This window comes from Terrabacter sp. GCM10028922 (assembly GCF_042666095.1).
In the GTDB taxonomy this organism is placed as follows: Bacteria; Actinomycetota; Actinomycetes; order Actinomycetales; family Dermatophilaceae; genus Terrabacter.
Genome location: NZ_JBHTFG010000003.1, coordinates 1 through 5423, shown reverse-complemented (window position 1 = coordinate 5423; position 5423 = coordinate 1). Strand labels below are relative to the sequence as shown.

At 56.6% G+C, this 5423-nt stretch carries 2 rRNA genes; both read right to left on the bottom strand.

The window, feature by feature from the left end:
- Nucleotides 1-61: 61 nt before the first annotated feature.
- Nucleotides 62-3190, bottom strand: a 23S ribosomal RNA gene (locus tag ACFQU3_RS03630).
- A gap of 416 nt (nucleotides 3191-3606) precedes the next feature.
- Nucleotides 3607-5128: ribosomal RNA gene (locus ACFQU3_RS03625) — 16S ribosomal RNA — on the bottom strand.
- Together the 16S and 23S rRNA genes form the textbook arrangement of a ribosomal RNA operon.
- Nucleotides 5129-5423: the final 295 nt, after the last annotated feature.

Here is a 5423-nt window from a genome sequence, read left to right as displayed (position 1 = left end):
GGGGGTTTGCGTGTTCCCGTTTGTATCTCGGGAACCGCACAGTGGACGCGTAGCATCTTTGTAAGTCAAGTTATCGGCTTATTAGTACCGGTCAGCTCCACACATTGCTGTGCTTCCACATCCGGCCTATCAACCCAGTCGTCTAGCTGGGAGCCTCTCGCCCTCGCGGGCCTGGAAACCTCATCTTGAAACGTGCTTCCCGCTTAGATGCTTTCAGCGGTTATCACTTCCGAACGTAGCTAATCAGCGGTGCTCTTGGCAGAACAACTGACACACCAGAGGTTCGTCCATCCCGGTCCTCTCGTACTAGGGACAGCCTTTCTCAAGTTTCCTACGCGCACAGCGGATAGGGACCGAACTGTCTCACGACGTTCTAAACCCAGCTCGCGTACCGCTTTAATGGGCGAACAGCCCAACCCTTGGGACCTACTCCAGCCCCAGGATGCGACGAGCCGACATCGAGGTGCCAAACCATGCCGTCGATATGGACTCTTGGGCAAGATCAGCCTGTTATCCCCGGGGTACCTTTTATCCGTTGAGCGACGGCGCTTCCACAAGCCACCGCCGGATCACTAGTCCCGACTTTCGTCCCTGCTCGACATGTCTGTCTCACAGTCAAGCTCCCTTGTGCACTTACACTCAAAACCTGATTGCCAACCAGGCTGAGGGAACCTTTGGGCGCCTCCGTTACCTTTTAGGAGGCAACCGCCCCAGTTAAACTACCCACCAGGCACTGTCCCTGATCCGGATCACGGACCGAGGTTAGATATCCAGAACGACCAGAGTGGTATTTCAACGTTGACTCCACCATCACTGACGTGACGGCTTCACAGTCTCCCACCTATCCTACACAAGCCGTACCGAACACCAATACCAAGCTGTAGTAAAGGTCCCGGGGTCTTTCCGTCCTGCTGCGCGTAACGAGCATCTTTACTCGTAGTGCAATTTCGCCGAGTTCGTGGTTGAGACAGTGGAGAAGTCGTTACGCCATTCGTGCAGGTCGGAACTTACCCGACAAGGAATTTCGCTACCTTAGGATGGTTATAGTTACCACCGCCGTTTACTGGCGCTTAAGTTCTGAGCTTCGCCGTGAGGCTAACCCGTCCCCTTAACGTTCCAGCACCGGGCAGGCGTCAGTCCGTATACATCGTCTTGCGACTTGGCACGGACCTGTGTTTTTAGTAAACAGTCGCTTCTCCCTGGTCTCTGCGGCCGATCACGCTCGGGAAGCTAGTTCCGTCACGATCAGGGCCCCCCTTCTCCCGAAGTTACGGGGGTATTTTGCCGAATTCCTTAACCACGATTCACTCGATCGCCTTGGTATTCTCTACCTAACCACCTGAGTCGGTTTGGGGTACGGGCGGCTCGAACCTCGCTAGAAGTTTTTCTCGGCAGCATAGGATCACCCTCTTCCCGCATTCGCGGTCACTATCAGGTCTCAGGCTTCATGCGATCCGGATTTGCCTGGATCGCGCCCTACACCCTTGGACGTGGACAACCATCGCCACGCGGAGGCTACCTTCCTGCGTCACTCCATCGCTTGACTACTACCAGATCGGGTCGTGCGCTCCACACACCCGGTAACCCCGAAGGGTTGGTGGGCGTGCTTCAGGCACTTAGCATCACTAGGTTCATCATGGGCGGTTCTTCGCCGGTTCCGGAATATCAACCGGATGTCCATCGACTACGCCTGTCGGCCTCGCCTTAGGTCCCGACTTACCCAGGGCAGATTAGCTTGACCCTGGAACCCTTGGTTATTCGGCGGACGGGTTTCTCGCCCGTCATTCGCTACTCATGCCTGCATTCTCACTCGTGTAGCCTCCACGGCTGGATCACTCCGCCGCTTCCCTGGCAACACGACGCTCCCCTACCCATCAACACGCCTGGACACCGAACCCGCAGGTGTCGGTGCCGAGCAATATGTCAATGCCACAGCTTCGGTGGTGTGCTTGAGCCCCGCTACATTGTCGGCGCGGAATCACTTGACCAGTGAGCTATTACGCACTCTTTAAAGGGTGGCTGCTTCTAAGCCAACCTCCTGGTTGTCACAGCAACTCCACATCCTTTCCCACTTAGCACACGCTTAGGGACCTTAGCTGGTGATCTGGGCTGTTTCCCTCTCGACTACGGAGCTTATCCCCCGCAGTCTCACTGCCACGCTCTCACTTACCGGCATTCGGAGTTTGGCTAACGTCAGTAACCTGGTGAGGCCCATCGGCTATCCAGTAGCTCTACCTCCGGCAAGAAACACGTGACGCTGCACCTAAATGCATTTCGGGGAGAACCAGCTATCACGGAGTTTGATTGGCCTTTCACCCCTACCCACAGCTCATCCCCTCAGTTTTCAACCTAAGTGGGTTCGGTCCTCCACGCAGTCTTACCTGCGCTTCAACCTGGCCATGGGTAGATCACTCCGCTTCGGGTCTAGACCCAGCGACTCAATCGCCCTGTTCGGACTCGCTTTCGCTACGGCTTCCCCACACGGGTTAACCTCGCCACTGAGCACTAACTCGCAGGCTCATTCTTCAAAAGGCACGCTGTCACCCCACACGTCCAACGACGGGAGGCTCCAACGGATTGTAGGCACACGGTTTCAGGATCTATTTCACTCCCCTCCCGGGGTACTTTTCACCTTTCCCTCACGGTACTTGTCCGCTATCGGTCACCAGGGAATATTTAGGCTTAGCAGGTGGTCCTGCCAGATTCACACGGGATTTCTCGGGCCCCGTGCTACTTGGGAAATCCACCGGGAGTCCACACCATTTCGTCTACGGGGGTCGCACCCTCTGTGCCGAGCCATTCAATGCTCTTCGACTATGACGCAGATTTCTTACTCCCTACAGGCCTGTCAGAGCCTGTTGGCGGGTCCCACGACCCCGGACATGCAACGCCTGACAGCTATCACACACGCCCGGTTTAGCCTCATCCGCTTTCGCTCGCCACTACTCACGGAATCACTGTTGTTTTCTCTTCCTGTGGGTACTGAGATGTTTCACTTCCCCACGTTCCCTCCACGCACCCTATATATTCAGGTGCGGGTGACTGGACTTGCCTCCAGCCGGGTTTCCCCATTCGGAAATCCTCGGATCACAGTCTGGTTATCGACTACCCGAGGCTTATCGCAGATTCCTACGTCCTTCTTCGGTTCCTGGTGCCAAGGCATCCACCGTGTGCCCTTAAAAACTTGACACTACAAAGATGCTCGCGTCCACTGTGAAGTTCTCAAAATACAACCGGCACCCCGCACCCGACACAGCGAAGCTGCGCCATCGACAGGGCCCACGACCAGAAGAAACCCGGCCCCACGGAACCCGCCCCCCACCCGGCTGCATCGCAGCCGGCCAGCAGAGCCATCCGTGTCGCCCGATCCTTCAGGACCCAACAACGTGTCAGACACCGCACCCACCATCCCCCACGTTCCACTGCCGCACCCCCGAAGGGGACGCAGCACCCGTTTGACGGGGAGCTGCCGGCTTGTACTAGTCAGAGACACCAGGACGGTGCCAAATAATCGATGTTCCACCCTTGAGCACCCGCTGAGTGACGTTCGCACTCAGACCGGGCTCTGGATCACGGACACGAGGCCCGTGAGCAGATGCTCCTTAGAAAGGAGGTGATCCAGCCGCACCTTCCGGTACGGCTACCTTGTTACGACTTAGTCCCAATCGCCAGTCCCACCTTCGACGGCTCCCCCCACAAGGGTTGGGCCACCGGCTTCGGGTGTTACCGACTTTCGTGACTTGACGGGCGGTGTGTACAAGGCCCGGGAACGTATTCACCGCAGCGTTGCTGATCTGCGATTACTAGCGACTCCGACTTCATGGGGTCGAGTTGCAGACCCCAATCCGAACTGAGACCGGTTTTTTGGGATTCGCTCCACCTCGCGGTTTCGCAGCCCTTTGTACCGGCCATTGTAGCATGCGTGAAGCCCAAGACATAAGGGGCATGATGATTTGACGTCATCCCCACCTTCCTCCGAGTTGACCCCGGCAGTCTCCTATGAGTCCCCACCACGACGTGCTGGCAACATAGAACGAGGGTTGCGCTCGTTGCGGGACTTAACCCAACATCTCACGACACGAGCTGACGACAACCATGCACCACCTGTACACCAGTCCGAAGACGCACCCATCTCTGAGTGATTCCGGTGTATGTCAAGCCTTGGTAAGGTTCTTCGCGTTGCATCGAATTAATCCGCATGCTCCGCCGCTTGTGCGGGCCCCCGTCAATTCCTTTGAGTTTTAGCCTTGCGGCCGTACTCCCCAGGCGGGGAACTTAATGCGTTAGCTGCGGCACGGATCTCGTGGAATGAGACCCACACCTAGTTCCCAACGTTTACGGCATGGACTACCAGGGTATCTAATCCTGTTCGCTCCCCATGCTTTCGCTTCTCAGTGTCAGTAATGGCCCAGAGACCTGCCTTCGCCATCGGTGTTCCTCCTGATATCTGCGCATTCCACCGCTACACCAGGAATTCCAGTCTCCCCTACCACACTCTAGTCTGCCCGTACCCACTGCAAGTCCGGGGTTGAGCCCCGGATTTTCACAGCAGACGCGACAAACCACCTACAAGCTCTTTACGCCCAATAATTCCGGACAACGCTCGCACCCTACGTATTACCGCGGCTGCTGGCACGTAGTTAGCCGGTGCTTCTTCTGCAGGTACCGTCACTTTCGCTTCTTCCCTGCTGAAAGAGGTTTACAACCCGAAGGCCGTCATCCCTCACGCGGCGTCGCTGCATCAGGCTTTCGCCCATTGTGCAATATTCCCCACTGCTGCCTCCCGTAGGAGTCTGGGCCGTGTCTCAGTCCCAGTGTGGCCGGTCGCCCTCTCAGGCCGGCTACCCGTCGTCGCCTTGGTGAGCCACTACCTCACCAACAAGCTGATAGGCCGCGAGTCCATCCCAGACCGAAAAACTTTCCACACCATACCCATGCGGATTGGTGTCATATCCGGTATTAGCTCCGGTTTCCCGGGGTTATCCCAGAGTCTGGGGCAGGTTACTCACGTGTTACTCACCCGTTCGCCACTGATCAGACCAAGCAAGCTTGATCGTCACCGTTCGACTTGCATGTGTTAAGCACGCCGCCAGCGTTCGTCCTGAGCCAGGATCAAACTCTCCGTTGATGTTCAAACACCCACCACACCCAAAGGCGCGACGAGCAAACATTGAACCCAGAAGGGCTCGAAAACCTGACTGAAGTCAAACAACCAGCTCAAAAAAGCTCGTCATTCAATTCAACCAAAGGATAATTCGCTCAGAACCCCAACCAGCCACCCACAAAAGGCAACCAGCCAAAGCCCCAAAACGAGGTAATTGGCATCGATTTTTGACACGCTGTTGAGTTCTCAAGAATCGGACACACACCATCAACCACCTCACCGAGGAGGCCTCCGGGGCAACCCTTCAAACTTACCCGCC